This is a genomic window from Stenotrophomonas sp. MYb238 (genome assembly GCF_009496535.1).
Taxonomy (GTDB): Bacteria; Pseudomonadota; Gammaproteobacteria; order Xanthomonadales; family Xanthomonadaceae; genus Stenotrophomonas.
In genome coordinates, this window is the sequence record NZ_WIDL01000004.1 from 143,010 (window position 1) to 168,465 (window position 25,456).

At 69.3% G+C, this 25,456-nt stretch carries 22 protein-coding genes; 16 read left to right on the forward strand and 6 right to left on the reverse strand.

The genetic code is table 11. The features are described 5' to 3' along the window. Nucleotides 1-14: 14 nt before the first annotated feature. From CQ393_RS04270 to CQ393_RS04300, 7 genes are all read left to right on the forward strand, one after another. On the forward strand, nucleotides 15-1,817 hold the full coding sequence (locus CQ393_RS04270) for a Na/Pi symporter (protein ID WP_343199523.1): 1,803 nt from the start codon (nucleotides 15-17) through the stop codon (nucleotides 1,815-1,817). A 136-nt stretch (nucleotides 1,818-1,953) separates the two neighbouring features. Beyond that, on the forward strand, nucleotides 1,954-2,742 hold the full coding sequence (locus CQ393_RS04275) for an ABC transporter ATP-binding protein (RefSeq protein ID WP_153190387.1): 789 nt from the start codon (nucleotides 1,954-1,956) through the stop codon (nucleotides 2,740-2,742). Next, nucleotides 2,742-3,491, forward strand: a complete 750-nt coding sequence (locus CQ393_RS04280; protein WP_153190388.1) for an MlaE family lipid ABC transporter permease subunit — start codon at nucleotides 2,742-2,744, stop codon at nucleotides 3,489-3,491. Before CQ393_RS04275 ends, CQ393_RS04280 begins: the two co-directional genes overlap by 1 nt. A gap of 9 nt (nucleotides 3,492-3,500) precedes the next feature. Continuing rightward, the gene (mlaD, locus tag CQ393_RS04285; protein WP_153190389.1) at nucleotides 3,501-4,016 is read left to right on the forward strand and encodes an outer membrane lipid asymmetry maintenance protein MlaD; all 516 of its coding nucleotides are present in this window, start codon (nucleotides 3,501-3,503) and stop codon (nucleotides 4,014-4,016) included. 2 nt (nucleotides 4,017-4,018) lie between these two features. After that, nucleotides 4,019-4,687 (forward strand): ABC transporter substrate-binding protein, encoded by a 669-nt coding sequence (locus CQ393_RS04290; RefSeq protein WP_153190390.1) that lies wholly within the window; start codon nucleotides 4,019-4,021, stop codon nucleotides 4,685-4,687. Next, nucleotides 4,677-4,985, forward strand: coding sequence for an STAS domain-containing protein (locus CQ393_RS04295; RefSeq protein ID WP_343199526.1), 309 nt, complete (start codon nucleotides 4,677-4,679; stop codon nucleotides 4,983-4,985). Before CQ393_RS04290 ends, CQ393_RS04295 begins: the two co-directional genes overlap by 11 nt. Before the next feature lies 1 nt (nucleotide 4,986). Beyond that, a complete protein-coding gene (locus tag CQ393_RS04300) occupies nucleotides 4,987-6,015 on the forward strand; it encodes a VacJ family lipoprotein (RefSeq protein ID WP_153190392.1) in 1,029 nt (342 codons plus the stop codon). 83 nt (nucleotides 6,016-6,098) lie between these two features. Here CQ393_RS04300 and CQ393_RS04305 read toward each other — a convergent pair whose 3' ends face one another. Beyond that, entirely contained in the window at nucleotides 6,099-6,281 is a 183-nt protein-coding gene (locus CQ393_RS04305) for an antitermination protein NusB (protein ID WP_153190393.1), read from the reverse strand. Between the two features lie 73 nt (nucleotides 6,282-6,354). Continuing rightward, on the reverse strand, nucleotides 6,355-6,900 hold the full coding sequence (locus CQ393_RS04310) for a glutathione peroxidase (protein WP_153190394.1): 546 nt from the start codon (nucleotides 6,898-6,900) through the stop codon (nucleotides 6,355-6,357). Nucleotides 6,901-7,135: 235 nt separating this feature from the next. Between CQ393_RS04310 and CQ393_RS04315 the strand changes: the two genes are divergently transcribed. Continuing rightward, nucleotides 7,136-10,264, forward strand: coding sequence for a TonB-dependent receptor (locus CQ393_RS04315; RefSeq protein ID WP_153190395.1), 3,129 nt, complete (start codon nucleotides 7,136-7,138; stop codon nucleotides 10,262-10,264). Between the two features lie 81 nt (nucleotides 10,265-10,345). Here CQ393_RS04315 and rmuC read toward each other — a convergent pair whose 3' ends face one another. Next, on the reverse strand, nucleotides 10,346-11,881 hold the full coding sequence (rmuC, locus tag CQ393_RS04320) for a DNA recombination protein RmuC (protein WP_153190396.1): 1,536 nt from the start codon (nucleotides 11,879-11,881) through the stop codon (nucleotides 10,346-10,348). 250 nt (nucleotides 11,882-12,131) lie between these two features. Here rmuC and leuE point away from each other — a divergent pair, with 250 nt between their 5' ends. From leuE to CQ393_RS04350, 6 genes are all read left to right on the forward strand, one after another. Then, nucleotides 12,132-12,755 carry a leucine efflux protein LeuE gene (gene leuE / locus CQ393_RS04325; RefSeq protein WP_153190397.1) on the forward strand — a complete coding sequence of 208 codons (624 nt, stop codon included), beginning with the start codon at nucleotides 12,132-12,134 and terminating at the stop codon, nucleotides 12,753-12,755. Nucleotides 12,756-12,781: 26 nt separating this feature from the next. Further along, a complete protein-coding gene (locus tag CQ393_RS04330; RefSeq protein WP_153190398.1) occupies nucleotides 12,782-13,141 on the forward strand; it encodes a DUF488 family protein in 360 nt (119 codons plus the stop codon). A 275-nt stretch (nucleotides 13,142-13,416) separates the two neighbouring features. Continuing rightward, a complete protein-coding gene (locus CQ393_RS04335; protein ID WP_153190399.1) occupies nucleotides 13,417-14,856 on the forward strand; it encodes an amino acid permease in 1,440 nt (479 codons plus the stop codon). Nucleotides 14,857-14,878: 22 nt separating this feature from the next. Next, nucleotides 14,879-15,046 (forward strand): hypothetical protein, encoded by a 168-nt coding sequence (locus CQ393_RS04340; protein ID WP_343199529.1) that lies wholly within the window; start codon nucleotides 14,879-14,881, stop codon nucleotides 15,044-15,046. A 459-nt stretch (nucleotides 15,047-15,505) separates the two neighbouring features. After that, nucleotides 15,506-17,815, forward strand: a complete 2,310-nt coding sequence (locus tag CQ393_RS04345) for a TonB-dependent receptor (RefSeq protein ID WP_153190401.1) — start codon at nucleotides 15,506-15,508, stop codon at nucleotides 17,813-17,815. 16 nt (nucleotides 17,816-17,831) lie between these two features. Then, nucleotides 17,832-19,307, forward strand: coding sequence for an esterase-like activity of phytase family protein (locus CQ393_RS04350; protein ID WP_153190402.1), 1,476 nt, complete (start codon nucleotides 17,832-17,834; stop codon nucleotides 19,305-19,307). A 99-nt stretch (nucleotides 19,308-19,406) separates the two neighbouring features. Here the strand turns inward: CQ393_RS04350 and CQ393_RS04355 are convergent, their stop codons facing one another. Together CQ393_RS04355 and CQ393_RS04360 are read right to left on the reverse strand one after the other, a co-directional pair. Continuing rightward, the gene (locus tag CQ393_RS04355) at nucleotides 19,407-20,645 is read right to left on the reverse strand and encodes a dipeptidase (protein WP_153190403.1); all 1,239 of its coding nucleotides are present in this window, start codon (nucleotides 20,643-20,645) and stop codon (nucleotides 19,407-19,409) included. Nucleotides 20,646-20,981: 336 nt separating this feature from the next. Then, the gene (locus CQ393_RS04360) at nucleotides 20,982-22,151 is read right to left on the reverse strand and encodes a class I SAM-dependent rRNA methyltransferase (protein ID WP_153190404.1); all 1,170 of its coding nucleotides are present in this window, start codon (nucleotides 22,149-22,151) and stop codon (nucleotides 20,982-20,984) included. 278 nt (nucleotides 22,152-22,429) lie between these two features. Here CQ393_RS04360 and CQ393_RS04365 point away from each other — a divergent pair, with 278 nt between their 5' ends. Together CQ393_RS04365 and CQ393_RS04370 are read left to right on the forward strand one after the other, a co-directional pair. Next, nucleotides 22,430-23,389, forward strand: coding sequence for a TerC family protein (locus tag CQ393_RS04365; RefSeq protein ID WP_343199550.1), 960 nt, complete (start codon nucleotides 22,430-22,432; stop codon nucleotides 23,387-23,389). A gap of 99 nt (nucleotides 23,390-23,488) precedes the next feature. Next, entirely contained in the window at nucleotides 23,489-24,277 is a 789-nt protein-coding gene (locus CQ393_RS04370; protein ID WP_153190406.1) for a rhomboid family intramembrane serine protease, read from the forward strand. 7 nt (nucleotides 24,278-24,284) lie between these two features. Here the strand turns inward: CQ393_RS04370 and CQ393_RS04375 are convergent, their stop codons facing one another. Further along, nucleotides 24,285-25,358 carry a glycerophosphodiester phosphodiesterase gene (locus tag CQ393_RS04375; protein WP_228114256.1) on the reverse strand — a complete coding sequence of 358 codons (1,074 nt, stop codon included), beginning with the start codon at nucleotides 25,356-25,358 and terminating at the stop codon, nucleotides 24,285-24,287. Nucleotides 25,359-25,456 lie beyond the last annotated feature (98 nt).

Here is a 25,456-nt window from a genome sequence, read left to right on the forward strand (position 1 = left end):
GGAAACCGGCGACCGTGAACCCGCGCATCCTCCTGGCCGCCGCCGCAGCAGCGCTGCTGGCATGGTCGTTCTGGCGCCATGGCGCGTGGATGCAGCTGTGCGCCGGGCTGGCGGTGTTCCTGTTCGGCATGCAGATCCTGGAGGAGGGACTGAAGCAGCTGGCCGGCGGCAGCCTGGAGAAGCTGCTGGCGCGCGGCACGTCCACGCCGCTGCGTGGCCTGCTGTTCGGCGTGGCCGGCACCGCGGCGCTGCAGTCGAGCACGCTGGTATCGCTGCTGGCGATCGCCTTCATCAGTTCGGGGCTGATCCAGCTGGCCGGCGGCATCGCCATCATCTTCGGCGCCAACCTGGGCGCGACCAGCGGCATCTGGCTGCTGGCGCTGGCCGGGCAGAACCTGAGCCTGTCGCCGCTGGCGCTGCCGATGCTGGTGTTCGGCGTGCTGGCCGGGATCGCCGGCGACCGCGGCAAGGCGGCCGGGCGGGTGCTGCTGGGCGTGGCGCTGGTGTTCCTGGGCATCGACCAGATCAAGGCCGGTTTCGACGGCTTCGGCGGCGGTTTCGACCTGGCCGCGCGCGGCGACGGCGGCATGGGCGCGATGGCGCTGTTCGTGCTCGGCGGCCTGCTGCTGACGGTGGTGCTGCAGTCCAGCCACGCGGCGCTGATGCTGACCCTGGCCGCGCTGGCGGCGGGGCAGCTGCAGCTGGAACAGAGCCTGGCCATCGCCATCGGCTCCAACGTCGGCAGCAGCGTCAGCACGGCGGTGGTGGGCATGCTCGGCGGCAACCGCAGCGGCCAGCGGCTGGCGCTGGCGCACGTGCTGTTCAATGCGGTCACGGCGCTGCTGGCCTTCGCGCTGCTGGCGCCGCTGACCTGGCTGGTGGCGGCGCTGGCGGGACTGGCCGGGTTCGGCGACAACCCGCTGCTGCAGCCGGCGCTGTTCCACACCCTGTTCAATGCCGGCGGGGTGGCGCTGTTCTGGCCATGGCAGCGGCAGCTGGCGGGGGCGCTGCAGCGCTGGCTGCCCGAGCGCAGCGACGCCATCGCCGGCGGCGGCATCGAGCGCGTGCGCGCCCGCCACCTGAGCGACCAGGCGCTGGAATCGCCTGATGCCGCGGCAGCCGCGGTCGCGCTGGAACTGGAGCACCTGGGCGGGCTGAGCCTGGAGGTGATCTGCCAGGCGCTGTGCCTGCCGGTGGAGGCGCTGGACGCCGAGGCGCCCGATGCGGCGCTGCTCGACGCCCGCCCCGACCGCAGCTGCCGCGATGCAGAGACGCTGTACCAGCAGCGGGTCAAGGGCGTCTATGGCGACCTGCTGCGCTTCATGGGCCGGCTGGAAGTGGTGCTGGACGCCGATCACCAGCGCTTCTGGTCCGGCAGCCAGGCCGCGGCCGCGCGCATGGTCGATGCGGTCAAGGACGCCAAGCACCTGCAGAAGAATCTCGGCCAGCGCCTGCACGAGGCCGATTCGCCGCTGCGCGCGGCCTACGTGGAACTGCGCGGGCATCTGTTCGGGCAACTGCGCGGCCTGCGCCGCGTGGCGCGGATGCCGGCCGATACCGCCGCGCAGCGGCAGGCGCGGCAACACGGGCTGGAGGCGCTCGACCGGCAGGCCGCGGGGTTCGACACGGCGTTCCGCCAGCAGCTGTTCGCCGCGGTGAAGTACGACCGCCTGGACGGCCTGCAGGCCGGCTCGCTGCTCAACGACCTGGGCTACGCGCGGCGCATCCACGCCAGCCTGCGCGACGTGGTGGCCTTCGCCGACGAACCCGGTTCGCTGCGCGGCCTGCGCCGGCGCGGTGCACACGTGCCGGAATGACGTCCGGAGGACTGGGCGTTCCGTCCATGGCACTGACGCGCGGCGCCGGTGCGGCGACAATACTGCACGGTCCAGTTCTCTTTTGTTCAGCCGGACCCGATAATCCTGCCACGTTGGTTTTCCGTTAAAGGCCGCCATGTCCCTTCCCCGGACGCCCCTGGTGCAGTTGTCCGACGTCCGCATCGACCGCGGCGGGCGCACGATCCTGCGCGACGTTTCGCTGGACGTGCCACGCGGCAGCATCACCGCCGTGCTCGGCCCCTCGGGCACCGGCAAGTCCACGCTGCTGGCGGCGCTGACCGGCGAGCTGCGCCCGGTGACCGGCCACGTCCGCCTGTTCGGGCAAGACATCCCGCACGGCAACCGCGCGCTGCTGGAGATGCGCAGGAACGTCGGCGTGCTGCTGCAGGGCAACGGCCTGCTGACCGATCTCACCGTCGCCGAGAACGTCGCCCTGCCGCTGCGCACCCACACCCGCCTGCCCGAGCCGGTGCTGCAACGCCTGGTACGGATGAAGCTGCACGCGGTGGGCCTGCTGGCCGCGGCCGACGCGTGGCCGCGCGAGCTGTCCGGCGGCATGGCGCGGCGCGTGGCGCTGGCCCGCGCGCTGGCGCTGGACCCGCCGCTGATGATCTACGACGAGCCGCTGACCGGGCTGGACCCGATCGCCTCGGGCGTGATCATGAGCCTGATCAAGCGCCTGAACGACAGCCTCGGCCTGACCAGCATCATCGTCAGCCACCATGTGCACGAGACCCTGCCGATCTGCGACCAGGCGCTGGTCATCGCCAACGAGGGCATCGTGTTCTCCGGCACGCCGGAACAGCTGCAGGCCAGCGCCGACCCGCTGGTGCGGCAGTTCCTGCACGGCCAGCCCGACGGCCCGATCCCGTTCGATGCCGCCCCGCGCGCGAGGGTCGCCTGATGCCGTTCGCTTCCTCCATCCGCTCGCTGGGCCGCGCCGGCCTGTTCTCGCTGACGGTGCTGCGCGGCTCGCTGCCGACCCGCGACTTCCTGGCCGAACTGACCCGCGAGATCTACAAGATCGGCGCGCGTTCGCTGCCGATCATCGCCGTGGGTGGCGCCTTCGTCGGCCTGGTGCTGACCCTGCAGGGCTACCGCACGCTAACCACCTTCGGCGCCGCCGACGCACTGTCCACCCTGCTTGGCCTGTCGCTGTACCGCGAGCTGGCGCCGGTGCTGACCGCGCTGCTGTTCATCGGCCGCGCCGGCAGCTCCATCGCCGCCGAACTGGGCCTGATGCGCGCCACCGACCAGATCAAGGCACTGGAACTGATGGCCATCGACCCGGTGGCCAAGGCGGTAGCACCGCGCTTCTGGGCGGCGGTGCTGACCGTGCCGCTGCTGACCGGCGTGTTCTGCTCGCTGGCCATCACCGGCGGCTGGTTCGAGGCGGTGCAGGTGCTGGGCCAGGACAACGGCACGTTCTGGTCGGGGCTGCGCGGCAGCGTCGATTTCTGGGACGACTTCGCCGTGGCCCTGCTCAAGTCGGCGATCTTCGGCGGCACCGCGGCGCTGGTCGCGGCCTACGTCGGCTTCCACGCCGAACCCACCATCGAAGGCACTTCGGTGGCGACCACCCGCGCGGTGGTGAACGCCTCGCTGCTGGTGCTGATGTTCAACTTCGTGCTCTCCGCACTGATGTTCAAGTAAGGAACCAACATGGCCATCCGTGGACCTCGACTCGAATTCTCCGTCGGCGCCTTCCTGCTGCTGGCGCTGGCCTCGCTACTGGTATTGGCGGTGGCTTCCACCAACCAGCGCTTCGGCGTGGGCGGCGGCGACTACGTGCTCAAGGCGCGTTTCAGCCAGATCGGCCAGCTGCGCAAGCAGGCGCCAGTGAAGGTCGGCGGGGTGACCATCGGCCAAGTGGCCGACATTCAGCTGGATCCCGTTAAATACGACTCCATCGTCACCCTGGCGCTCGACGGCAAGTTCAAGGACCTGCCTGCCGATACCTCGGCCGGCATCTTCACCAGCGGCCTGCTGGGCGAGAGCTACATCGGCCTGCAGCCGGGCGGCGACCCGGACGTGCTCAAGTCCGGCGACGAGATCGCCTTCACCCAGCCGGCGGTGGATCTGATCCAGCTGGTCGGCAAATACATGTTCAGCGGTGGCGGCAACAACAACGCCTCCGAATCCGCCCCGGGCACCGCGCCCACCAAGGAAGAACCGTAATCATGAAAACCCCACTGCTCACCGCCGTGCTCGCCTCGGCCCTGCTGGCTGCCGCGCCGTCGCTGGCCATGGCGCAGGCGCGCCCGGCCGCCACCGCCGCGCAGCCGTCGGCCGCCGCACGCACCGTGCTCGACGCCAGCTCGCGCATCCTGTCCACGCTGGAAACCCGCCGCAGCGAGTTCCGCGCCAATCCGGCGGCGCTGCGCGGTTTCATCGACGGCGAACTGAGCCGCGGCTTCGACCGCGACTACGCCGCCCGCCTGGTGCTGGGCGTACACGGCCGCGGCGCTCCCGATGCCGACGTGAAGCTGTTCGCCGACGCGATGGCCGACAACCTGATGGCGCGCTACGGCTCGACCCTGCTCGACATCCAGGGCAAGCCCAGCTTCCGCTACAAGGGCGAGGCCGCGCTGCCGGGCAACCGCGGCGTGAAGGTCTCCACCGAACTGGTGCGCGCCGGCAGCGAGCCGACCCCGGTCGAATACCTGATGCGCGAGGTCGGCGGCCAGTGGAAGATCTTCGACGTGATGATCGAAGGCATCTCCTACGTGCAGACCTTCAAGAACCAGTTCGATGCGCCGCTGCGCCAGAAGTCGATCAAGGACGTGGCGGCCGAACTGCGCAACGGCAGCATGCAGGCCAGCGCGGGCCCGGCTCCCCGTGGCAAGTGACGCCACCGCGCGCGTCGAGGGCGATGCGCTGCACCTTGCCGGCACGCTGGACCGCGCCGCGGCGGTGACGCTGTGGCCGCAGCTGGTACGCCAGGCCGCCACCCTGCGCCGGCTCGACCTGCATGCCGTCGAGCGCGTGGACAGCGCCGGCGTGGCGCTGCTGGCCGAACTGGCCGCGCGCATGCGCGGCAACGGCGGCGGCGCCATCGCCGGCACGCCCGCGGGCCTGGACGAACTGCGCGCGGCCTACCGGCTGACGCCGGACCTGGACTTCAACGCCTCCTCGGCGGACCGCTGACATGAACCTCCGCATCCTTCCCATCCTGGCCGCCGTGCTGCTGCTCGGCGCCTGCGCCGGCAAACCGGTACGCGCCCCCGCACCGCCCGCCAGCGCCAGCGTTTCGCCGGAACCGCCGGCCTGCGCCGACCCTGCCGGCTGCCCCGCCGCGCACGAGGCCGCAGCGGCTACGACGGCGCAGGCAGCGACGCAGGTGGATGGCCACGCCGACGCCACCGTCGCCGCGACGCCGCCGGTGGCGCAGGCGGCCAACGCGGATGGCGCCGCGCCCACCGATGCCGAAGACGACTTCGCCGCGCTGTACGGCGGCCCCACCGCCGATGCCGGCGCGGGCGACGGCGCCGCACCGGCCTACGACCCGTGGGAGAAGTACAACCGCCGGATGCACCGCTTCAACCTGGCGGTGGACCGCGGCATCGCCCGCCCGCTGGCCACCGCCTACGTGCATGTGGTGCCGCGCGTGGCGCGCACCGGCGTAAGCAATTTCTTCGGCAACCTGCGCTCGCCGCTGACCATGGTCAACCAGCTGCTGCAGGGCCATGCCGACGACGCCTGGGACACGCTGGGCCGCTTCCTGATGAACTCCACCCTCGGCATCGGCGGCCTGTTCGACCCGGCCAGCAAGGCGATGGTGCCGCGCCGCAGCGAGGACTTCGGGCAGACCCTGGGTACCTGGGGCTGGCGCCAGTCGCGCTACGTGGAACTGCCGTTCTTCGGCCCGCGCACCGTGCGCGACGTGTTCGGCCTGGCCGGCGACATGCCGCTGTCGCCGCTGCGGCGCATCGAGATGGACAAGCTGCGCATAGGCCTGCAGGGCCTGCAGCTGGTGGACACCCGCGTGCAGCTGCTGTCGCTGGACGACATCCGCGACAGCGCGGTGGACGAGTACGCGCTGACCCGCGATGCCTGGCTGCAGCGGCGGAACTACCAGATCGAGAAGGACCTGCGCCGCGACCATCGCCGCCACGAGGACGACGAGCAGACCACCATCCCGGTCGATGCGATGCCGATGCCCGACTGGGGGCGTTGAGCGCGCGCACTGTTGGCGATCAATGGAAAAGCCCGGGGAAACCCGGGCTTTTTCGTGGAACCGGCAGCCGGCGCGGCTGGATCTCAGGTGCTGCCCGGGCGCCTGGATTCCTGGAGCACCAGCAGAAGCGTCGCGATCGGCCCCAGCAGCAGCGACAGCAGCCCCCAGTTCAGGCCGCTGCGCCCCTTGCCCTGGGCAAGCCCGGCGTTGATGAGCGCCAGAGTGAACCAACCCACCGCGAATCCGCCGGAATTGCCTGCTGCCATCTCGTGATCACCTCCATGCCGGCCCCGTCGTCGCGCGGCGGAGCCTTCTTCATCTTCCGCGCCGCAGCCGGACTCAGGCCGCCAGCGCGGCGTCGATCGCCGCACGCAGGCCGGCGTCGTCGGCGGTGGTGTCCGGCGAGAAACGGCCGATCACCTGCCCGTCCCTGCCGACCAGGAACTTCTCGAAGTTCCACAGCACGCCCGGGGCCGGGTTGGGTTCGATGCCGAAGCCGACCAGCTTCTCGCGCATCGAGCCTTCGCCGGTGGCGGCCGGCTGCGCGGCGACCAGCTGCCGGTACAGCGGGTGCACGTCGGCGCCGGCGACGCTGATCTTGGAGAACATCGGGAAGCTGACATCGTAGGTAAGCGAGCAGAACTGGCGGATCTCGTCCTCGCTGCCCGGCTCCTGGCCGTTGAAGTTGTTGGCCGGGAAACCCAGCACTTCCAGGCCGGCGTCCTTCTTCTCGCGGTAGAGCTGCTCCAGCCCTTCGTACTGCGGGGTGAGACCGCACTTGGAAGCCACGTTGACCACCAGCAGCACCTTGCCGGCATAGTCGCCGAGCGAGGCAGGAGTACCGTCGATGGTGGTCAGGGGGATGTCGTAAACGGAGGCGGTCATGGCCTGTCGATGGTGTAGGAGGGGACGCCAAGCATAGACCGCCGATCCCGTCGCCGCGCCATGGCGTGGCTGCAACGCAAAAGATCGCAACTGAAACCTTTCGTGGCAGTCTCGTTACAAAATGGTTAATCATTCGTTCAGGCCAACACGGAGACATGGCCTGTCCGATGCGCATGGCGGGGACACGCCAGCGCGGACCCAACAAAGCCACGCCATCATCTGGGGAAATCCTGCAATGACCACACTCCCGTCCGGCGCCCGCCGGAAGATCCTCCGCCGTTCGGCCCTGAGCATCGCGCTGGGCGCGGGCCTGTGCCTGAGCGCCAACCTGTACGCGCAGTCCAACATCACCGGCAGCATCTACGGCTCGGCGCAACCCGGCGAAACCGTCGTCATCCAGAACCTGGATACCGGCCTTACCCGCACGGTGCCGGTCGGTGCGGACGGCAAGTACCGCGCGCTGTCGCTGCCGAACGGCCGCTACAAGGTGGAACTGCAGAAGGACGGAGCCGTCGTGGGCGTGCGCGAGAACGTGCTGGTGCAGATCGCCAGCGGCGCGCAGATCGATTTCACCGGCGCGCCGGCATCCAGCGGCGACGCCACGCTGCTGGACGCGGTGCAGGTCACCGCCGCCCCGGTCGCGGTGGACCTGTCGCAGACCGACGTGCGCACCGTGTTCACCGCCGAGGACATCGAGGCGCTGCCGTTCGGCGGCAACCTGCAGGACATCGCCAGCGTGGCCATGCTGGCCCCGGGCGTGGTTGCTTCCACCGGCTCGTCCAACATCAGCTTCGGCGGCTCCTCGGGCGCGGAGAACGCCTACTTCATCAATGGCTTCCCGGTCACCAACCCGCTCAACAACCTGGGCTACAAGAGCCTGCCGTTCCGGGCGATCGCCCAGGAACAGGTGTTGACCGGCGGCTACGGCGCCGAGTTCGGCCGCTCCACCGGCGGCGTGATCAACATCGTCACCCGGCGCGGCGGCAACGAATGGCACGGCGGCGTCTATGCCCGCTACACCCCGGAGAGCCTGAAGGGCACGCCGAAGAACGACTACTACCCCGATACCGGCTACTGGAACGAGACCAACCACCCATTCGCCACCAAGGGCGAGGCCGATTACTCCGACGGCAAGCTGTACCGCTACAACCGCGACAACGGCACCGAATCGCTCAACACCGGCCTGTGGGTCAGCGGCCCGCTGGTCAAGGACAGGCTGTTCGTGTTCGCCAACGCCGAGCGGCAGAAGACCGATGGCCACAGCAACAGTACCAACTACTTCGGCGTGACCGGCTCGCCCACCGGCTGGAACGATTACAGCTACACCTATCCGCGCTGGACCGCGAAGGTCGACTGGTACATCACCGACGACCACCTGCTGGAACTGACCGGCGTGCAGGACCGCCGCAAGTACGAAACCTACAAGTCCAGCTGGGACAACGCCACCCTCAGCCACGGCAACGAACACGAGGCCAAAGGCAACTTCACCGACGATGATGCGCGGCTGTACGTCGCCAAGTACACCGGCTATCTGACCGACAACCTGACCTTGTCCGCGTTGTACGGCACCCAGAAGATCAAGCACGGCTCCACCGCAGCCGGCCTTGGCGCGGCCAACTGCGTCTACTTCACCAAGGCCACCGCGGCCAACCAGGTGCCGGGCCTGACCTACGTGGATAGCTGCCAGAGCGTGCAGTCGGTCGACATCGCCGGCGCCTACGACGAAACCAAGGGCTGGCGTCTGGACGTGGCATGGGTACTGGGCGACCACGAACTGCACTTCGGCGTGGACAACCTCGAGGCCGAATCGTTGACCGGCACCCGCTATACCGGCGCACCGACCGGCGATGCCGGCGACAAGGCCAATGGCTACTGGGTGTTCACCAAGGCCAACAAGCCGAATGAAGCGATCAACGGCAGCGTCGGCGCGCCCGGTGCCGCCGGTGGCTACGGCCCGCAGGGCTACTACGCCTACTACGTGGTCCGGCACAGCAATGAAACGCCTTCCACCGAGCAACTGTCGCAGTTCATCGAGGACCGCTGGCACGTCACCGACAACCTGCTGCTGAGCCTGGGCCTGCGCAACGAGCAGTTCACCAACTACACCAGCGCCGGCGAAGCCTACATGAAGCAGACCTGGCAGCCGGCGCCGCGCCTGGGCTTCACCTGGAACGTGCGCGGCGACGACAGCATCAAGCTGTACGGCAACCTCGGCCGCTACCACCTGGCGCTGCCGGCGCGGCTGGCGATGGCCAGCGTGTTGTCTGCCACCATCCGCGGCAACCAGTACTACACCTATACCGGCATCGACCCGGTCACCGGCGTACCGACCGGCCTGAATCCGATCGCGGTGTCGAACGCTGCCGACGCGGCGATTTGCCCGGGCACCAACCTGTATTCGTCCAACTTCGACTGCGGCGTGGCCAAGGACCCGCGCGCGCGCGTGGCATCGGATCTGAAGCCGATGTACCAGGACGAGTTCATCCTGGGCATGGACCAGGTGCTGAGCGAGAACTGGATCTGGGGCGTCAAGGGCACCTACCGCGACCTGAAGAACGTGGTCGACGACACCTGCCCGGACATCTTCAACGGCAACTGCTACATCGTGAACGCCGGCAAGGGCAACACCTTCTGGGTCAAGCAGAACGACGGTTCCTACGAGAAGGTCAGCTACACCGCCGACCAGTTGGGCATGCCCAAGGCCAAGCGCAACTACTACGCGCTGGACTTCTACCTGGAGCACCCGTTCAGCGACAAGTGGAGCGCCAAGTTCCTGTACACCTTCTCCAAGAGCTACGGCAACACCGAAGGCCCGGTCAACAGCGACCGCGCCTCCAGCGCCGACTCAGGCTTCAACGATTCCACCAGCACCACGCAGGACTACGACAAGACCCTGCTGATGGAGCGCGCCAACGGCTATCTCAACAACGACCGCCGCCACCAGCTCAAGGCCTACGGCACCTACCAGTTCAACGACGAATGGAGCCTGGGCGGCAGCATGAGCGCGGTCAGCGGACGGCCGATCAACTGCTACGCGCATTACCCGACCAAGCTGCCCAGCTATGACAGCGCCTACTACTTCTACTGCGGCGTATCCGGCACGGATGCGTTCAAGACCACCTGGCGCGGTTCCGAAGGGCGTTCCCCATGGCTGGTCACGTTCAATCTCGGCGTTCGTTACAGCCCGCAGTGGGCCAAGGGCCTGAAGCTGTCGATGGACGTGATGAACGTGCTCGATACCCGTACCGCGGTGATCTACAACACCCAGTCCACGTCCTCGCGCACCGCGATCAACAAGCTGTGGATGCAGCCGGACTACAACGATCCGCGCACGGTGACGTTCTCGGCCAGCTACGAGTTCTGATGGCGGCTTGACCTGGCGCGGCCCCCGGTTCCCACGGAGCCGGGGGCCGCGCGCCATGCGGCACGCCGGCGGGCGCTGCCGTCATTCGGTATCGGCGGGCTCGTCGTTCGCGTCGTCTTCCTCGGCCCCGCCGAGCAACGCCTGCGACGCGTCGGCGGACAGCGATTCCACGCCGCGCAGCTTGCGTTCGATGGTGCGGGTCTTGCGGCTGGCGTCGCCCAGGCTCTTGCCGACGGTGTTGATCTGCTTCTCGGCTTTCTCGAGGATGCCGGCGAACTTGCCGAACTCGCCCTTCACCGCGCCCAGCAGGCTCCACACTTCCGAGGAGCGCTGTTCGATGGCCAGGGTGCGGAACCCCATCTGCAGGCTGTTGAGCAGCGCGGTGACCGTGGTCGGGCCGGCGACGACGACGCGGTGTTCGCGCTGCAGCGCGTCCACCAGGCCGGGCCGGCGGATGGCCTCGGCGTACAGCCCTTCGGTGGGCAAGAACATCACCGCGAAGTCGGTGGTATGCGGCGGCACGATGTACTTGTCGCAGATCGATCGCGCCTGCACGCGCAGCGCGCGTTCGAGCTGGTTGCCGCTGGCGCGCACCGCCTCCTGGTCGCCGGCCTCCTGCGCGTCGAGCAGGCGCTCGTAGTCCTCGCGCGGGAACTTGGAATCGATCGGCAGCCATACCGGCGCATCGCCACCGCGGCCGGGCAGGCGCACGGCGAAATCCACCATCTCGTTGCCGTCCGGGCGCAGCTTCACGCCGCGCGCGTACTGCTCGGCGGTGAGGGTCTGCTCGAGGATGTTGTCCAGCTGCACCTCGCCCCAGCCGCCGCGGTTCTTGACGTTGCTCAGCACGCGCTTGAGGTCGCCCACGCCGGTGGCCAGCTGCTGCATCTCGCCCAGCCCACGCTGCACCTGCTCCAGTCGCTCGGAGACCAGCTTGAAGGACGAATCCAGGCGCGTATTGAGCGTGCTCTGCAGCTTCTCGTCCACGGTCTGGCGCATCAGCTCGAGCTTGGCGGCATTGTCGCCCTGCAGGTCCTTGAGCCGCGCTTCCAGGGTCTGCCGCATCTCGGCGATGCGCAGTTCGTTGCGCTGGGTGAGTTCGACCAGGCGCTGGCCCAGCATCTCACCGAAGCGCTGCTGCGCCTCGCCGCCTTCCTGGCGGCCCTTGCGGGTTTCCTCCAGCAAGGCCAGCTGCAGCTCCGCCAGCTGCCTGGCGAACAGCTCCATGCGCGCATGCTGCTGCTGGCCGAAGGCGTCGAGCTGCCCACGCACCTCCTGCAGGCGCGCGTCGAGCAGCTGCGCCATCTGCTGGCGGGCGCCGGCGTTCTCCTCGCGGCCCTTGCGCGCATCGTCGGCGAGGCTGTCGCGCAGCAGGTCCAGGCGCTGGTCGGTGCGGGTGGACAGGTCGGTGAGGTTGCGGCCGAAGCCGTCCAGGCGCGCGTCCTGCTGGCGCGACATGCCTTCCAGCTGCTCGCGCAGCTCGCCGCGGCCGTTGCGCTGCTCCTCGCGCAGCGCGTTTTCCAGCGCGGCATTGCCGGCGCGGCGGAACAACAGCGCCAGTTGCAGCGCGATGACGACCAGCAGCAGGCCAGCCAGAATCAGGGTTTCGGTTTGCATGGGGCGAAGTGTAGCCCCGGGCGTCTCAACGGCTGCGCCGCTTCTGCGATCATGGGCGCCCCACGCGCGTTCCGTTCCGCCATGAAGCCGTCGCCTTCCCGTCACTTGCCCCGGCCGCCGTTCGCTGCGGCGACTTCGCGGACCCTCAGCGCAGGTGCCGCTGCCGACGATGCCGGCGCCCGCCGCGACGGACGGGCGTTGGCGCATCCGGCCGCGCAGCGCGCACGCTGAGCCGGACCGGACGACCGTCATGCCGTGGATGGGCATCAACGACCTGGGCACCTTCGTGGTGGCCGTCATCCTGTTCCTGATGCTGCCCGGCCCGGGCACCTTCACCCTGCTCACCGCCACCGCGCGCGGCGGCGTGCGCGCCGGCTACGCGACGCTGGCCGGCCTGATGCTGGGCGACCAGATCCTGATCGCCATCGCCGCCACCGGCGTGGCCGCGCTGCTGAAGGCGCACCCGCTGCTGTTCGCCGGGCTGCGCTACGTCGGTGCGGCCTACCTGGTCTGGGTCGGACTGCAGTTGCTGCGCGAACCGGCCCACGCCGGCAGCGCCACGCCGACGCCGCAGGGCCGGCGCTGGTTCCGGCAGGCGCTGCTGGTGGGCGTGCTCAACCCCAAGGCGATCCTGTTCTACATGGCCTTCTTCCCGTTGTTCATCGATCCGGCCACGCAGCGCGGCGCGCTCACCCTGGCGCTGATGGCGGGCCTGATCGCCGTGCTGAGCGTGGGCTGGTGCTCGGTGCTGATCTTCGGCGGCCGGTTCATCGCCCGGCGCCTGGCCGGTTACCCGCGCGTGGGCGTGTGGCTGCGGCGCGCGGTGGGCGTATGCTTGATCGCGTTCGGGGTACGGCTGGGGCTGGAAAGCTGAAACGCCCCGGCGCTGCGGAGGTCGGCATGCCCATCCATTGCAAACGCGCCTATGCGCCCGCCTCGGCCGACGACGGCCAGCGTTTCCTGGTCGACCGCCTGTGGCCACGCGGCGTCAGCCATGAACGACTGCAGGCGCAGTGGCTCAAGGACGTGGCGCCCAGCAACGAACTGCGGCAGTGGTTCGACCACCGCGCCGACCGCTGGGAGGAGTTCCGCCAGCGCTACTGGCGGGAACTGGCCGCGCAGCCGCAGTTGCTGGCGCCGCTGCGCGACGCGCTGGCGGCCGGGCCGGTGACGCTGGTGTACGGCGCCCGCGACACCGAACACAACCAGGCCGTGGCCCTGCGCGACTATCTGCTGGCGCACCCGCGCCGCGCCCCGTAGGCGGGCTTCAGCGGGGAGGTGCGGCAGCCCTCGGGCGCGTGGAAGCGGGGGCACGCCCGTAGCGCGCATGGCCGGGAAATCCGGCTCCGCGCATGGCCGGCACCCATGGCAGGGTGGGCGAGGATCCGCGCACGTCCCTCGCGTTGTGCCGGATCCGTCATCCCGGCTACCGCCCATCGCCAAACCCCATGAAAGAAGCGGGAAATTCTGGCTTTGCTGCGCTGCGTTCGGCGAAACTCGGCGACTTCCCGAATACGACGAACCGCGAGGTCCGCATGCAGTCCTGGCTCCGGCGCAAATCCATCGACCAGCTCACCCAGCACGAGGAAGGCCGCCGGCTGATTCCGTCGCTGAGCTGGCCCCATCTGGTCGCGCTGGGCATCGGCGCCATCGTCGGCACCGGCATCTACACCCTGATCGGCGTGGGCGCGGACAAGGCCGGCCCGGCGGTGCTGATCTCCTTCATCGTCGCCGGCATCGTCTGCGCCTGCGCGGCGTTGGCCTACGCCGAACTGTCGACGATGATGCCGGCCGCCGGCAGCGCCTATACCTACAGCTACAGCGCGCTGGGCGAGACCATCGCCTGGGTGGTGGGCTGGAGCCTGATCCTGGAATACTCGCTGGTGGTCAGCACCGTGGCGGTGGGCTGGTCGGGCTATTTCACCGGCTTCCTGGAATGGCTGCATACCTCGTTCGGATGGAACGTGGTGCTGCCGCATGCGCTTTCCGCCGGCCCGCACGTGGAAGGCGGCTTCCTCAACGTGCCGGCCATCGTGATCACCTTCCTGGTCGCCGGCATGCTGATCGCCGGCACCCGCGAGAGCGCCACGGTCAACGCGGTGCTGGTGGTGTTCAAGCTGATCGCGCTGGCGATCTTCGTGGCGGTGGCGCTGCCGGCGTTCGACCCGGCCAACCTGCAGCCGTTCATGCCCTACGGCTTCCCCAAGTCGGTCAGCGCCGACGGCGTCGAGCGCGGGGTGATGGCGGCCGCGGCGATCATCTTCTTCGCCTTCTACGGCTTCGACGCGATCTCCACCGCCGCCGAGGAAACCAAGAACCCCAAGCGCGACCTGTCGATCGGCATCGTCGGCTCGATGGTCGGCTGCACCATCATCTACCTGCTGGTGGCGCTGGCCGCGGTCGGCGCGATGAGCTACACCGTGTTCGGCAAGAGCGCCGAGCCACTGGCGCTGATCATGCGCGAACTGGGCCACGGCACCGCCGCGCTGGTGATCGGCGTGGTCGCCATCATCGCCCTGCCGACCGTGCTGCTGGCCTTCTTCTACGGCCAGAGCCGCATCTTCTTCGTGATGTCGCGCGACGGCCTGCTGCCGCGCGGGCTGTCGCTGGTGAACAAGCGCACCGGCACGCCGGTGACCATCACCCTGTTCACCGCGGTGCTGGTGGCCGCGCTGGCCGGCGTGGCGCGCCTGGACGAGATCGCCGCGCTGGCCAATGCCGGCACGCTGGCCGCGTTCACCGCGGTCGGCCTGTGCCTGCTGGTGCTGCGCCGGCGCGAGCCGGGACGCGCGCGCACCTTCCGCACGCCGCTGGCCTGGGTGGTCGGCCCGGTTGCGATCCTGGGCTGCATCTACCTGTTCTTCAGCCTGCCCACCCGCACCCAGGTGTGGTTCGCGCTGTGGAACGTGTTCGGCCTGGTGGTCTACGTGCTGTACAGCCGCCGCAACGCGGTGCTGGGCAAACGCGCGGCCTGACGCGGGCGACATGCCCGCGCCGGTGAAGCGGGTTCTCCTCGTCTGCGTGGAGAACTCCCACCGCAGCCAGATGGCCGAAGCCTTCGCGCGCCTGCTCGGTGGCGCGGCGGTGGAGGCCTGCAGCGCCGGTTCGCGTCCTTCCGGCGTCGCCAATCCCTTGGCCATCGCGGCGATGGCCGAAGTGGGCTAAGACCTCGCCGCCACACGTCGGGATCGCTGGACGCGTTGCCGGGCATGGAATTCGACTTCGTGGCGACCATGGACGCTGCGGCGGTGCCTTCCCCCTCGTCTCCCCTTGCCAGTGCGCGGAAGGCGCATTGCCCGACCCGCACGACATGGCGCCGGAGCAGCACCGCGATGCGCGCGCGACGACATCCACACACGGGTCGCAGCGATGCTCGCGGCGCTGGGCACCCCGCTCCCGTCCTGATCGGTGCTCCTGTGACCGCATCGCCGCCGCAACGGTGGCGACGGATGCGCTCCGCAATATTCCTGTCATCACCTGCTGGAAGACTGCCCGCCGCGACGATGACGCCGGGGCCGCATCGACGTAGTTCCGGTCCCTGGCGTCTGGCTCGTTCCTCCCACGATCCGTGGACGGGCCGACACCTTGGGGACGGCCTGTCCCCCACGACAGGCTCCGATCCCGATGAATCATTCCCTGCTTGCCCTGGCCGTCGCCATGGCGATGGCTTCTTCCGCATACGCCGACGAAACCGCAGCGCCCGCCTCGGCCACCGACCTGGACGCGGTGTCGGTGATCGGCAGCGGCGAGCTGCGCCAGGTGCAGCGCATCACCCCGGAGAACCTGACCGTGCTGCCGCCGGGCACCAGCCCGCAGAAGGTACTGAATCTGCTGCCGGGCGTGAACGCGCAGTCCACCGATGCGCTGGGCACCAACGAGCAGTCGATGACCGTGAGCCTGCGCGGCTTCACCGGCACCAAGCTCGGCCACACCCTGGACGGCGTGCCGCTGGGAGACAGCGCCTACAACAACTACAACGGCCTGAGCATCAACCGCGCGCTGCTCTCCGAGAACCTGGGCATGGTCGAACTGGCGCAGGGCATCGGCAACCTGTCCACGCCGTCCACCAGCAACCTCGGCGGCGCCATCGCCTACTTCTCCAATGCACCGCTGAAGGAGATGGGCGGGCGCGTGGTGCAGACCTTCGGCAGCGACGCCAACCGCCGCAGCTTCGCCCGCTTCGACACCGGTGAATACAACGGCTTCTCGATGTACGTGTCGGGCATGAACGCCGGTTCGGACCTGTGGAACGACCAGGCCGCCTACAACGATTCGTCCACCCGCCAGTTCAACACCAAGGCGGTGTACGAGACCCCGTGGATGCGCCTGACCGGCTTTGCCGACGCCTCGCGCACCACCCAGGCCAACTACTTCTACCTGTCCAGGGACAGCATGGCGCGCGGGCTGGGCTGGGACTGGGGCGGCTATGCGCCGGACTGGGCCAAGGCGGTGGCCAAGGCCTACTGCAACAAGGGCACCTACGTGGCCGCACGCTGCGACGCCAGCGGCCCGGACACCGACGCCGACGGCGCCTTCACCGCCGGCCAGATCCTGCGCAACGACGACCTGTACTACCTGTCCGGCGAATTCTTCCCGACCGACACGCTGACCCTGCGCGTGCTCGGCTACCGCCACCAGGACGATGGCGAGGGCCACAACTGGAACAGCGGCGCGTGGTCGAACAAGGGCACCGCGCAGGAACTGCCGATCATCTTCCGCAACACGCTGTACAGCATCGACCGCCGCGGCGGCACCTTCGGCGCGGAATGGCAGCTGGGCGCGCACCGCCTGCAGGCCGGCGGCTGGTACGAAGAGAACACCAGCAGCGCCTCGCGCTACCAGAGCGCGGTGGACGGCCCGCGCGACTTCAGCGGGCTGGCCAAGAGCCAGCCGGACACGGGCGTGTTCGCCCAGGAAACCGAGTGGAAGACGCGCCAGTTCTACCTGCAGGACACCGTGCACCTGCTTCAGGACCGGCTGCGCCTGGAAGGCGGCTTCAAGGCGGTCAACGCGCAGTCGCGCGCGCGCGCCCTGCCCGGCATCGCCAGGGCCCCGATCGCGCCGACCTCCAACAACCAGTTCGCCACCGGCAACCTGCGCGCGCGCGATTCGTTCCTGCCCAGCGCCGGCGTGTACTTCCAGCTCGATCCGCGCCAGGAACTGTTCGCCAGCTATGCGCGGAACATCGCCATGTTCCAGGGCGGCTTCAAGCTCGGCCCGCAGGCGGTCAGCCAGGCCACCTGGGACAGCCAGGCCGCGCTCAAGCCCGAGCAGTCGCGCACCTTCGAACTGGGCTACCGCTGGATCGGCGACAGCGTGCAGCTGTCGCTGGCCGGCTACGACGTGCGCTTCGACAACCGCCTACTGCAGTACAACCCCTGCGACTCGCGCCAGCCGGTGGGCCCGGAGTGCGGCAACCGCTTCTACAACGTCGGCAGCGTGGACAGCCGCGGCGCCGAACTGACCGTGCTGTGGACCCCGACCGCGCACCTGAGCTGGTACAACTCGGCCTCGTTCAACGATTCCACCTACGGCTCGGACTACATGCAGAACGGCGTGGTGGTGCCGACCAAGGGCAAGACCCAGACCGACACCCCCAAGACCCTGCTCGCCAGCGAGCTGAAGTGGCACAGCGGCCCGTGGTCGCTGGACCTGCGCGGCAAGTACACCGGCAAGCGCTACTACACCTACACCAACGACCAGGGCTTCGGCGGCTTCACCGTGTTCGACGCCGGCGCCGGCTACGACTTCGGCCAGCTCGGCGTGCTGCAGAAGTTCAAGCTGTCCTTCAACGTGACCAACCTGACCGGCAAGCGCTACGCCAGCAACCTGGACTCGAGCGTGTTCGCCCCAACCGACCCGGCCGGCAAGCTGTACGTGTTCCATGCCTCGGCGCCGCGGCAGGTGTTCCTGTCGCTGGACGCGCGTTTCTGAGCCGGGGACGCCAGCGATGACCCTGCTCGCCGCCGCATTGCTCGCCACCGCGCTTGGCGGTGGCGTGGCCTGGACCACGCCGCATCGGGCCACGGACGCGGCGCCGCGCACGCATGAGATCGAGGGGCGGCGCCATGTCGACCATGGCCTGGTCGCGGCCGGCGTGCTGCCGGCGGCGACCGTCGATTTCCTCGGCGATACGCTGGGTTCGTTCTCCTCGTTCGCGGTGGCGCCGGGCAGCTGGCGGCGCACCGCCGACGGCGGCTACGAGGGCGTGCTGTGGACCCTGCCCGATCGCGGCCGCAACGATCCCGAGGCCGGGCTGTTCTACGACTACCCGGCGCGGCTGGAACGCTTGCGCATGACCATCGCGCCGGCCACTGCCGGCGCCATCGGGCAGGTGACGCTGGCGGTGGACGGCGGGCTGGAACTGCGCGACGCCGATGGCCGGCCGTTCACCGGCGCCGACCCCGACGATGGCGTGGCGGTCCGCGACGGCGTCGCCCTGCCGGTACCGCGCAAAGGTGCCACCGGCGCCGGCAGGATCTCGCTGGATGCCGAATCGCTGCAGTTCACCGCCGACGGGCATTTCTACGTCGGCGACGAGTACGCCGCGCACGTCTACTACTTCGACGCCGACGGCCGCCTGCAGGGCGTGCTGGTGCCGCCGCCGGCCATCCGGCCGATGCGCGACGGCAGGCCGTACTTCGGTTCGCTCAAGGCCCCGCACAGCGGCCGCCGCAACAACCAGGGCGTGGAAGGCATGGCGCTGTCGCCGGACGGCACGCGCCTGTTCGTCGCGCTGCAGAGCGCGCTGGTGCAGGACAGCGCCAGGGGCGACGCCAGCGGCCGCATCAATACCCGCGTGCTGGTCTACGACGTCTCACGCAAGCCGGTGCCGGCGCAGCCCATCGGCCACCATGTCGTGCAGCTGCCGGCCTACGCGCTCGATGGCGAGGGCGGCAAGGCCGACCGCACCGCCGCGCAGAGCGAGCTGCGCGCATTGGACGACCATCGTTTCCTGCTGCTGGCGCGCGACGGCAACGGCCTGGGCGGCAATGCGGCCGCGCCGGTGTTCAAGAGCGTGCTGCTGGTGGATACCCGCGGTGCCAGCAACCTGGCCGGCAGCACCCATGAAACCGGCACCGAAAGCGTGCTGGCCGACCCGGCCACCACCGCGCTCAGGCCGGGCATCGTGCCGGCGCGCTGGAGCGAACTGCTGAACCTGCTGGACCCGGCGCAACTGGCGCGCGCCGGCCTGCGCCTGGACGGCGTCGCCGCGGACGACCCGCAGCGGCTGTCGGAAAAGTGGGAGGCGATGGACCTGCTGCCGGCGCTCGACCCGGCGCATCCCGACGACTGGCTGCTGCTGGTCGGCAACGACAACGACTTCATCGCCCGCCGCTGCGTGATGCAGGGCGAGGCCTGCGATTCGCCGCTGGACAACGACAACCGCGTGCTGGTGTACCGGCTGACCCTGCCGCGCCCGTAGGAGCGGCTTCAGCCGCGATGGGGCTTTACCGGCAAGGCCTGGTTCCTGGTAAAGCCCCATCGCGGCTGAAGCCGCTCCTACGGGGGATTCCTGCGCGGCTTATTTCGTGCCGTTCCTGGCCGCGTAGTCCTGGGCCTGGCGCATCACCCGCAGCACGTTGCCGCTCCAGATGTTGGCGATCTGCGCCTCGCTCAGGCCGCGGCGCTGCAGCCAGGCGGTGATCTTGGGCAGGTCGGTGATGTCGGCCATGCCCGGCAGGCCGCCGCCGCCGTCCCAGTCCATGCCGATGCCGACATGGTCGGGGCCGACCACGTCGAGGATGTGGCCGAAGTGGACGAAGAAGTCGTCCAGCGTCGCCCGCCGGCGCGGCAGGCGCTTGTCCAGCTCGGCCATCGCCCGCGCCAGTTCCACGCCTTTCTCGATCGGCATGTCGTCCCAGCCGCCGAGCTGCTTCTCGAGCGCTTCCTCGGCCTGCTTGCGCTCGTCGCCTGGCGTCTCGTCGACGAGGTAGCCGCCGTAGGCGTTGACCTGGATCACCCCGCCCTTGGCGGCAAGCTGGCGCAGGCGCGCGTCGTCGAGGTTGCGCGGATGGTCGAACACCGCCTTGGACGCGCTGTGCGAGAGGATGAACGGCACCGGCAGCATCGCCGCCAGGTCGTCGAACACCGCATCGGAGGCGTGCGACTGGTCGATCACGATGCCCAGCCGCACCGCTTCCTGGACCAGTGCCTTGCCGGCCGGGCTAAGGCCCTTCCACTCCGCGCCCTTGGGATCGGTGGCCGAGTCGGCGAACTCGTTGTTGGCGAAGTGCACGGTGGACAGCAGCCGCAGGCCGGCCTTCTGGTAGAAGCCCAGCAGCGACGGATCGGCCACCAGCGGGCTGCCGTTCTCCATGCTGATATAGACCACGCGCTTGCCGGCGGCCTTGATCCGCGCCGCATCGTCGGCGGTGAGCGCCAGCTGGAATTTCTCCGGATGCGCGGCCAGCATTTCGCGGATCTCGATCAGCCGCATCAGGCCGTGGTCGCGCTCGGCCAGGTGCGCGGCGGCGCTGCGGTCGCCCTGGTCGGTGTAGATCGCCCAGAAGCCGCCGTCGAGCGCGCCGTCCAGCATGCGCGGGTAGTCCACCTGCGACAGCGCGTTGTGGTCGTGGCGATGCAGGATGTCGAAACCGGGCCGGGCGAAGTTGGCCGGGGTGTCGAGGTGGCTGTCCAGGGTCAGCAGGCGCTGCTGCAGCGCCTTGGCGCGGGCCAGTTCGGCCTGGGTGAATTCGACGGCCTGGGCGGACAGCGGCGCGCCCAGCGCCAGGGCGAGCAGCAGGGACAGACGCAGCGACATGCGGGCCTCGGGATCGGGAAAGTCCACGACCATACCGCAGGAGCGGCGCCGGGTGGCATCGGGCCATCCGGCGCGGCCGCGGCCTTGCCGGAAATCTTCCAGCGTAGGCGTCGCAGCAACTGGGGAAACCCGAGCATGCTCGTCGCGACTCACGTCGCTCCTGCAAGAGGAAAGCAGCGGGCTGTATCTGGAGGAAAGCCCCCAGAGTCAGGGGGCGGCCGCGAAGCGGCGGGGGTATGGGAGAAAACGGCACGGACCCCGCGGTTTGCTACGCAAACTGCGGGACGCCAGCGCCAAGGCGCTGGCGTGTGCCGGCCAACGGCCGGCACTACCCGCTCAGTCCACCACGCGGCAGAACACGGCCTTGAGGTAGCGCGATTCCTGCACGTGCGCCATGAACGGATGATCCGGGCCGGCGCCGGCCACCTTCAGGATCTGGATCGTGCGGCCGGAATAGAACGCGGCGCGGCGCAGCATGTCCAGGAACTGCTCTTCGGACACCAGCCCGGTGCAGGAGAACGTGGCGAACAGGCCGCCGGGCCTGACCACGCCCAGCGCCAGCTTGTTCATGTCCAGATACTTCTTCAGCGCGGTGATGACCTGGTCGCGGTCGCGGGTCATCTTGGCCGGGTCCAGGATCACCACGTCGTACTGCTCGCCGCGGTTGGCGGCATCGCGCAGCCACGGGAAGATGTCGGCCTGCACGAACTTCGGCCTGGCGTTGTTGAGCCGCGCGTTGCCCTTGGCGATCTGGATCACGTCCTGGTCGATGTCCACGCCCAGCACCTCGCTGGCGCCGCGCGCGGCCGCGTAGACCGCGAAACCGCCGGTGTTGCAGCACAGGTCGAGCACGCTCTTGCCTTCGACCTGCTGGCTCAGCCACTGCCGGTTCTCGCGCTGGTCGGCGAAGAAGCCGGTCTTGTGCGCGCCGGCCGGGTCGGCGCGGAACTTCACGCCGTACTCGGTGATGACCGCCGGTTCGGTGGTGGTGTTGCCGTGGAAGTCGAAGCTCTCCTGCTTCTGCACGTGCTCGTCGGCGAAGCTGTGGAAACGGCAGCCCGGAAACTGGGCGCGCAGCGCCTCGTAGATCCACTCGCGGTGGCGGAACATGCCGGCGGCGAAGAACTCGACCACGATCAGGTCGCCGTAGCGGTCCACCACCAGGCCGGACAGGCCGTCGCCCTCGCTGTGCACAACGCGCCAGGCGTCGGACACCGCGTCCAGTTTCAGCACGTCGCGGCGCAGCGACACCGCCTCGGCGATCCTGCGGGTGAACCAGGCCTGGTCCACGTCCACGTCCTGGCGGGTTTCCAGGATGCGCACGGCGATGCGCGAATGGCCGTTGTAAAAGCCGCGGCCGATCCATTCCCCGTCCACCCCGACCACGTCGACGATGGTGCCGGGCTTGGGCTTGGCGACGGGCTTTTTGACCAGCTTCTGGAAAATCCACGGGTGGCTGGAGCGCCACGCGTTCTTCAGGCGTACGACGGGAAGGGGGGTATTCATGGGCGCCATTGTAACGGGCGCCGGCCCGGGGCCGCGGCGCGTTCATTGACGGCAAAGGCGGCAGGCCGCACTATCCGGGCCTGAAGGGGAGTAGCTCCCAGACGTTGTCGCCGTCAGTTCGAGCCGCAAGGCTCCGGTGCAACGGCAGTTCCGGCCGACGGAACTGTGAGCAAGACCTTCGCCGCATTGGCGAAGCTCTGTCCCCGGTCTCCCCGATTCCGTGTCCAGTTCCCGGCCCCTGCGGTCCCCAGAACTTCCACATGACCGGAACTCCCATGATCCAGACCATCGGTAATCCCTGGCTTTGGGGCGGCTTCATCGCCGTCGTCATCGCCGCCCTGTTGATCGACCTGGTGCTGATGCGCCACGGCGGCCCGCACAAGGTGACCTTCAAGGAAGCCCTGCTGTGGTCGGTCGGCTGGGTCGCGCTCGCCCTGGCCTTCAACGCCGGCCTCTGGTACTACCTGAACGAGACCGCCGGCACCGCGGTGGCCAACGAGATCGGCCTGCAGTTCCTGACCGGCTACCTGATAGAGAAGGCGCTGGCGGTCGACAACATCTTCGTGTTCCTGCTGATCATGGGCTACTTCGCGGTGCCCGAGACGCAGCGCCAGCGCGTGCTGATCATCGGTATCCTCGGCGCGATCGCGCTGCGTACGATCATGATCTTCGCCGGCACCGTGCTGGTCAGCCAGTTCCACTGGCTGCTCTACGTGTTCGGCGCGTTCCTGCTGTTCACCGGCTGGAAGATGTGGTTCGCCGCCGGCCAGGAACCGAGCCTGGACGACAACCCGGCGCTGAAGTTCATGCGCAGGCACCTGCGCATCACCCACGAGTACAACGGCAACCGGCTGGTCGCCGAGAAGAATGGCGTGCGCTGGTTCACCCCGATGTTCGTGGTGCTGATCCTGATCGCGGTGACCGACGTGATCTTCGCGGTGGACTCGATCCCGGCGATCTTCGCCATCACCACCGACCCGTTCGTGGTGCTGACCTCGAACGTGTTCGCGGTGCTGGGCCTGCGCGCGATGTTCTTCCTGCTGGCCGGCATGGCCGACCGCTTCCACCTGCTGCCCTACGGGCTGGCGGTGATCCTGGGCTTCATCGGCGCCAAGATGCTGCTGATCGACGTGTTCAAGATCCCGGTGCCGGTGTCGCTGGGCGTGGTCGCGGCGATCCTGGCGGTGACGATGGTGCTGAGCCTGAAGCTGCCGCCCAGGGACAGGCACAAGGCCTGATGCGGGTTCCACCCCGTCGCGATTGTCCCGCCGGTGGCACACCGGCTTCCCGAAGCGCCGCCCTTGCATTCACCGCGGGGCGCCGCAATCCCGATAGCCATGGACACTTCCAACGCGCCCGACACCGGCGATACGCCGGCCACCGACCGCAGCGACCGCCGCCGCGTGCTGCGTGCCTTCAACCTGAGCCTGGGCTTCGTGCTGCTGCTGGTAGCGGTGTTCGCCCTGCAGCAGACCGGCTGGGACTGGCGCCCCTGGGCGGTGGGCCCGCACGACACCGCCGGCCTGCTGGGCCTGATCGGCGCGCCGCTGCTGCACGGTTCGGTCGAGCACCTGGGCGCCAACGCGGTGGCGCTGCTGATCCTCGGCACCCTGGCCGGCGGCGTCTACCCGAAGGCGACGCTGCGTGCCCTGCCCCTGTTGTGGCTGGGGTCCGGCATCGGTGCCTGGATGCTGGGCGAACCCGGCAGCCACCACCTGGGCGCCAGCGGCGTCACCCATGGCCTGATGTTCCTGGTGCTGGGGCTGGGCCTGCTGCGCCGCGACCGTGCCGCCATTGCCGCCGGCATGATCGGCGTGCTGTTCTACGGCGGCATGGTGATGACCGTGCTGCCGCACGAACCGGGCGTGTCGTGGCAGTCGCACATGGGCGGCGCCGCGGCCGGCGTGATCGCCGCCCTGCTGTTCCGCTATGCCGACCCGCTGGCGCCGCGCAAGCGCTACAGCTGGGAAGACGAGGAAGAGGAAGACGACGCCGAGCCGCTGGCCGATGCCGAACTGGAGCCACCCTCGCCCGGCCAGGTGCCGGTGCTGTGGCAGCCGCGCGAGGGCCGCGACTACGAGGTGGTGGTGCAGTTGCGGCCGCGTACGCGCCGCGACCCGTCGTAGGGGCGGCTCAGGGCATGCCGCTCTGCACCGCGGTATCGCCATCGACGGCACGCCGGCCCAGCGCCGGATCGTCGGTGAAGAAGGCATCGATGCCGGCCTGCAGATAGGCGCGGATCTCGGCGACCGACCCCTGCGGGTTGCGTGCGTCCGCCGCGCCCTGGCGCAGCGCCACGGGCAGGAACGGGTTTTCCGGACGGAAGGTATAGGCCACCACCTGCAGGCCGGCGGCATGCGCGTCGGCGATCAACGGCGCGGGCGCTGCCAGCCGGCCCTGCGCGTCCACCGGCAACAGGGCGCGGCGCTCGACGCCTATGGCGTCGGCATAGCCGGCGATCTCGCGCAGGCCGGCCGGCGTCATCATCCGCGCGTAGGTCAGGTCGCCACCGGCCAGCGCCACGTCGGCGGGCATGGCCTGCGCTTCGCCCAGCAGCTGCAGCAGGCGGATGTTCGACTGCCTGCCGATGCGCGCGCGCAGCTGGCGCAGGTTGGCGGTCTCGAACGACTGCACCAGGATCGGCGCGACGTTGGTGTAGGGATTGCCGCGCAGGGTGTCGAGCAGGCGCTCCTCCATCGGCAGACCGATGCCGCGGAAATAGCTGCCGTGCTTGATCTCCGGCGCTAGGCCGATGCCGCGCCCGCTGCGCCGCGCCTGCTGCACCAGGAATTCGACAATCTCGTCCAGCGTGGCGATGCGGAACTCGCCGTCGAACACCGTGCCGCGCAGTTCCGGCAGGCGTTCGCGCGCGTGCAGCGTCTTCAGTTCGGCAAGGGTGAAGTCCTCGGTGAACCAGCCCTCGATGCGCTTGCCGTCGATCGTCTTGGCGGTGCGGCGCACGGCGAACTCCGGGTGCGCGGCGACATCGGTGGTGCCGCCGATCTCGTTCTCGTGGCGCGCCACCATCACCCCGTCGCGGGTCATCACCAGGTCCGGCTCGATGTAGTCGGCGCCATCGACGATGGCCTGCGCGTAGGCGGCCAGCGTGTGTTCGGGCAGCAGCGCGCTGGCGCCGCGGTGGGCGTACACCGAGACATGCGCAAACGGCTGGGCGGGAGCGGCGGCCATCGCCGTCGAGAATGCCATGCACAGGCCCGCCACCACACCCAGAACCGCTCTGCCGACCACCGCCCGCTCCTGTTTCAGCCATCGAAAGAAGCGGGAGTGTGCAACCCGCATATGAC